This is a genomic window from Limnofasciculus baicalensis BBK-W-15 (assembly GCF_024178385.1).
GTDB lineage: Bacteria > Cyanobacteriota > Cyanobacteriia > Cyanobacteriales > Coleofasciculaceae > Limnofasciculus > Limnofasciculus baicalensis.
This window is the reverse complement of record NZ_JAMZMM010000395.1, coordinates 1-5,239: the sequence shown is the minus strand read 5'-3', so window position 1 is coordinate 5,239 and position 5,239 is coordinate 1. Positions and strand designations below refer to the sequence as shown.

6 protein-coding genes are annotated in these 5,239 nt (G+C 41.5%); 3 read left to right on the top strand and 3 right to left on the bottom strand.

All coding sequences use genetic code 11. The annotated features are described in order from the left end of the window. Positions 1–118 precede the first annotated feature (118 nt). Positions 119–334: a photosystem I reaction center subunit IV gene (locus tag NJ959_RS25205; RefSeq protein WP_254014507.1), complete on the top strand. Its 216-nt coding sequence runs from the start codon at positions 119–121 to the stop codon at positions 332–334. A 115-nt stretch (positions 335–449) separates the two neighbouring features. Then, entirely contained in the window at positions 450–1,313 is an 864-nt protein-coding gene (locus tag NJ959_RS25200; RefSeq protein WP_254014506.1) for a DNA-formamidopyrimidine glycosylase, read from the top strand. Positions 1,314–1,577: 264 nt separating this feature from the next. Here the strand turns inward: NJ959_RS25200 and NJ959_RS25195 are convergent, their stop codons facing one another. The 3 genes from NJ959_RS25195 to NJ959_RS25185 form a co-directional block, all read right to left on the bottom strand. Next, positions 1,578–2,990 carry an RNA-guided endonuclease InsQ/TnpB family protein gene (locus NJ959_RS25195; protein WP_256529763.1) on the bottom strand — a complete coding sequence of 471 codons (1,413 nt, stop codon included), beginning with the start codon at positions 2,988–2,990 and terminating at the stop codon, positions 1,578–1,580. A 344-nt stretch (positions 2,991–3,334) separates the two neighbouring features. Continuing rightward, positions 3,335–3,478, bottom strand: coding sequence for a hypothetical protein (locus tag NJ959_RS25190; protein WP_254014504.1), 144 nt, complete (start codon positions 3,476–3,478; stop codon positions 3,335–3,337). A 128-nt stretch (positions 3,479–3,606) separates the two neighbouring features. Beyond that, a complete protein-coding gene (locus NJ959_RS25185; protein WP_254014503.1) occupies positions 3,607–4,074 on the bottom strand; it encodes a DNA phosphorothioation-associated protein 4 in 468 nt (155 codons plus the stop codon). Between the two features lie 244 nt (positions 4,075–4,318). Here NJ959_RS25185 and NJ959_RS25180 point away from each other — a divergent pair. After that, a partial coding sequence (locus NJ959_RS25180) for a hypothetical protein (protein WP_254014502.1) occupies positions 4,319–5,239 on the top strand: 921 nt, incomplete at its 3' end.

Sequence of the window (5,239 nt, the reverse complement as noted above, 5' to 3'; positions counted from 1 at the left end):
CTCCCCACTCCCCGACTCCCCACTCTCCGACTCGGTAATAAAACTTAAAACTAAAATTAACCAGATAGCCCTCATCCAATAGTACGCTGTAAAACGAGATTACAAGGGAGAAACTCTTATGGCAGAACTAAAACGCGGCTCCAAAGTTCGGATCAAAAGAAAAGAATCCTACTGGTACAACGAAGTGGGCACAGTTGCATCCGTAGAGAAGAGCGGCATCAAATACCCCGTGATTGTCCGCTTTGACAAGGTAAACTACAGCGGATTCAGCGGTAGCCCTTCTGGTATCAACACCAATAACTTCGGTGTCAGTGAACTTGAAGTAGTTCGTTAAACGGTAATTGGTGAGGAGGTGGCTGGGGAGAAGCAATACAAAGAAGACAAGGGAGATACGATAAAATTCCTACTTCCTCCTTCTATCCCCAATCCTCAGTCAACCCCTTCACCTTATGCCCGAACTACCTGAAGTTGAAATAGTCCGACTAGGACTCAATCGAGTTACTTTAAATCAAAATATACAGGGTGGGGATGTGTTGCTGTCGCGCACTATCGCCCACCCCTTTACTGTGGGTGAGTTTTTAGCAGGACTAAACCAAGTTACGATTAGAAGTTGGCATCGACGCGGCAAATACCTACTCGCTCAACTGACTAACTCACACAACCAAGATGGAGGTTGGTTAGGTGTCCATCTCCGGATGACTGGACAACTCCTGTGGTTAAATCAAGATGAGCCTTTACAAAAACATGCGCGAGTCAGGTTATTCTTCCCTAATGGTGAAGAGTTAAGATTTGTCGATCAGCGTACCTTCGGTAAGATATGGTGGGTTCCGCCATCAGCCAAACTAGAAGATATTATTACAGGTCTCAAGGCACTAGGACCTGAACCTTTTACACCCGACTTTTCCATGGAGTACCTGATGGGTAAGCTCAAAAAATGTCAGCGTGCGATTAAAACTGCCATATTGGATCAGGCATTAGTTGCTGGCGTGGGTAATATTTATGCTGATGAAGCCTTATTTTTGAGTCGTATTCGTCCAGAAACCCAGGCTTCAGCTTTAAATTTAGACCAGATTGAGCGACTCCATCATGCCATCATCCAAGTGTTACAAGCCGGGATTGAGGCGGGTGGCACAACCTTTAGTCACTTTATGAACGTCCAGGGGGTTAATGGTAATTATAGTGGTGTCGCATGGGTTTATGGTCGCAGAGGGGAACCTTGTCGCGTCTGTGAGACTCCGATTGAGCGATTGAAGCTGGGAGGACGTTCATCTCATTTCTGCCCCAATTGTCAGATGGCAAAACCCTTACCTTAGTTGGTAAGGTGTTAAGCAGCTAAATTAAATAATGAAGACAGGGAGTGGGTTTTTTGGAGTAGGGAGTGGGGAAGAATTTGAGCCAATGCGACTCTTTTTCAGAATATACAATTTAACTGCGTAGCAGCTTAGTTGGACTTTAGCCCGGATTAGAATGTCTGCCGATAGGGATTAATGTTGAAGCTGCTTAAGTTTATTCTCTGCTGATGCTAGCAATTCCTGAGCTTTAGGTTGACACTCCCCGGTCTAAAGACACGGGGATTCTTAAGACTTCGCAGCCTTAATATCCTGATTAATCAGGTTCCCAAACTCACTACGTTTGCTTTTTGAGCGTGGTGATATCTTTTGGGCGTTTAGGTGTCTAGCACCAAGTTTCGCCGAGTCCCGACGTACTATTTCTAATCCTCTATCCCTGATAGTTTTTGCCGCACCAATATCAGCGTGTTCATGATAGCCGCATTCAGTACAAATGAATTTTTCTCTATTGCGGTTACTCGCGTGAATATGGCCACAACTTCTACATTCTCGGCTAGAGTTTTGGGGATTAACTTTAATTACGACCTTTCCTTGCTTTACAGCGAGATACTCAATCTTTAAAATTAAATCGCTCCAGCCAGCATCAGCGATAGCACGATTTAAACCTTTCTTTCTTGACTGTCCATTAGGCATAAACCGCCCTCTATTGTCAGTTTTGACCCGACAGCGTTTCATCATTCCAGAAACGTTTAAATCTTCCAGAGCAATTCCATCTACATTTCTCGATACAATTTTGTTTGCTACTTTCCATTGGTAAGCTTGGCGTTTATCGGCAATTCGTTTGTGTAAGCGTCCTAATTTCTGAGCGGCTTTTTTTCGATTATTACTCCCTTTCGCTTTACGACTAACACTCTTTTGTCTAATTTTGAGAAGATGTCGAGTTTTTTTGTTGGTTGAGAACTTAGGATTGTCTATTTGATGTCTATCTGACAGATGAACAAGTTTGGTAATCCCTAAGTCACAACCGATTACTTTGTTTACCTCAGCCAACGGTTTGGCTATGTAGTCTGGTACAGTTTTATCTTCAATTCTGATAGACAGAAACCATCCATCTTGACGTTGACGAACCGTAGCAGCTTTAATAGTAAAACCATTCGGTATTGGACGTGAATTGTGAAAACGCATCCATCCCAATTTGGGCAAATAGATTTTGCTCCCTTGTACTTTCACACCCATTGAGTATGTAAAAGATGTAAAATTACTGCGGTTTTTAAATTTGGGAAAACCTCTACCGTCAAAAAAGTTTTGGTAGGTAATGTCAAGACGTTTAACATTTTGTTGTAAAACAGTTGCATCAATGCCACCATACCAAGGTCTAGCCTGCTTTAATTCTGGCAAGGCAGTAATTTGGATATCACCAGGACTTCTCCGGGGGTTTTTGGGTTTACCTTCTTTATCGAAGAGAGTATTTTTCCAAGGTGAGCCAGTTGCACCATTTTTGCTCACAAAGCACGTTAATGGGCAAGCTTCAGATTTAGCTCTGATATCGCAGTATTCACCTTGAATATACTGTTGGTTATATTGAGCTATCCTGTCTCCTAAGCACCAATTATAATGACTTCTGAGCATATTTACCCAGTTGGACATTTTGAGATTTTGAGTGGTATTAGTGCGTAGCTTGTAAACGTAATTTGTTAGCAGATTTACATCACCTCTTTTATCTGTTATCTTCTATTTATTCTAGACCTCTTAAAGAGATTGTGTCAATAACTCAAGGAAAAACTACTAGACTAACCACTGTTTCACTCTTGTATCCTTCGTGATTCAGTAATTTTCAGGTATGTGAGGCACAGAGAAACCCGGTTTCTCAAATAAACCGGGTTTCTGAGGCGTACTTCATAAACCTGGAATCTGCTGTAATTAAATCGCGATCTTATTCCCCGAATATAATGACTTATAGCCAAAGAGAATCACGACAAAACCTTGAATAACTAGCGAATTGCCCACACTATACCCAGAGAGTCAGTGTTCAGTAGTTGATTTAACTAAGCTGGCTTTCCTCCCAAGCCATCATGCCTTTTTGGATCTTTTTTCTGCTTTTTAGTAGCATCAGCTTCTTTCTTAGGCTTTTTGGCTTCTCTGCCGCCTTTTTCCTTAGCCATACATCCCCCGATAGAGGTCTCCTCCATTATGAACTACTTTAGGCTTTTTGGATTTATATTACATAGGACTTACGCAGTTATGCTATCTGTAGGGTGCGTTATGTAACGCACCCTACTATATATGGAGTTTAGTGACAGATTTTGCGTAAGTCCTGTTACAAAAATCTACTTAAATCAAACTCGCCTTCCGGTACTTCTTTCTTCAATCTCTCATTACTCAAAATCAACAAAAGCCTTTCAGTATAATCCACTGCGCCCACAAACTCATCTCGCAAAATCTCCAGTCCCCCATTCGCATATTCCTCAAAAATACGAATCCGTTCCTCCTCTGCCTTATCGTCAAAAGACGAGAGTATTTTTGCTTCCTTCTTTTCTGCGATCGCTAATAACTTGATCGTTACCTCATATCCCCTAGAAACAAAAATCTCCAAAGCGATAGGCGCAGGTTCCTTTTGAGCAATTATCCCCAAAGGCGAGCGCTTTTTCCTTTTGGCTCCGATCGCGGCAGCAAATGCGATCGCGTCTGCATAAGTTTGAAATGGTCCGGTTGTTTGTGGTGAGGCAACCAAGGCTTTCACTAAATCAGCTTTATCTTTAGCAACTCTAATTCTGTTTCCACTCATTATTTAATATTTGATTATTTCCGCTACACTGCCATAGATTTGACTAAATCTCATCATCCTGATATTATAATACTTGGTCATCGACTGATCGTAATTAATCCGATGTTCGGAGTATGCGCTTCGCGCAGGCTACGCCAACGGAGTTTGGAGCGAGTCAATTAAGGTTATTTGTTACTAAAGCGAGATTATCGCAGCGACTCGCCCCTACAAAATCATTCCCCACTCCCCATTCTCCACTCAATATATGTCTGATTTTGAAACAGCACTAAAATTTATCCAGCAAATTGAAGCTGAAAATCCTAGTGCCTCAGCTTATGAAATTGCCAATAAACTCCGGGGATATACAAAAAAGAATTACACCACTCAGTTATGGAGTATCGCCACTGGATATCAGCAAGAATATATTGAAGGAGAATTTGCCGGAAAACTTAATATCGAAAACTTCCGTTTAAGTGGCGAAATGACTGACTTTGGTCATTTACTCGCATCTCTTTCTGACCAAATTAATCAGCCGGGAGTGCAATTATCAGACTTAACCCAATGGACAGGAGATCATACCTCTTGGGCTGGAGATATTGGTTCAGCGATTATGATTTATCGGGCTAACCCAGATAATAACGAAATTAAAACATTACCAGAAGCCCTAAATCGTTTGGCTGGATATTCTGATTATACAGCAGATATTGGCGCTTGCGTCATTGGAGCAACTATTAATTCTGGTAGATATACCTCAATTTACCAGGCAATTTGCCAGTATAATAATATTCCATATCCAGAGCATATTAAAACGTTTTTTCGGCAAAGTTTAGGTGGAATTATTCAAGGCAATAAACTAAATAATCCGGCTGATGTTGAAGCGAAAATATCCCAGTCTATATTGACTTTTGTTAGTTTATCAACAGCCCCTGACTGGGTTAAATCGGTTAAAAATATATCCCAAGTAAACTTAAAAAACATCCCAAGACCAAATCGGTTAGATATTCTCCAAGGTTCGCTTCATTTTCTGACTCATCTGGTCAAAATGGGTGGATTGGAAGGTTTAAAATTTAGACCTTATCGAATGCCAGGGATTCGCTGGATGGGAAATCTGAATCAGGAAGTAAGCTGTTACGCACTTAATTTACATCCCTCCACACCCCACACCCTACACCCTACACCCCACACC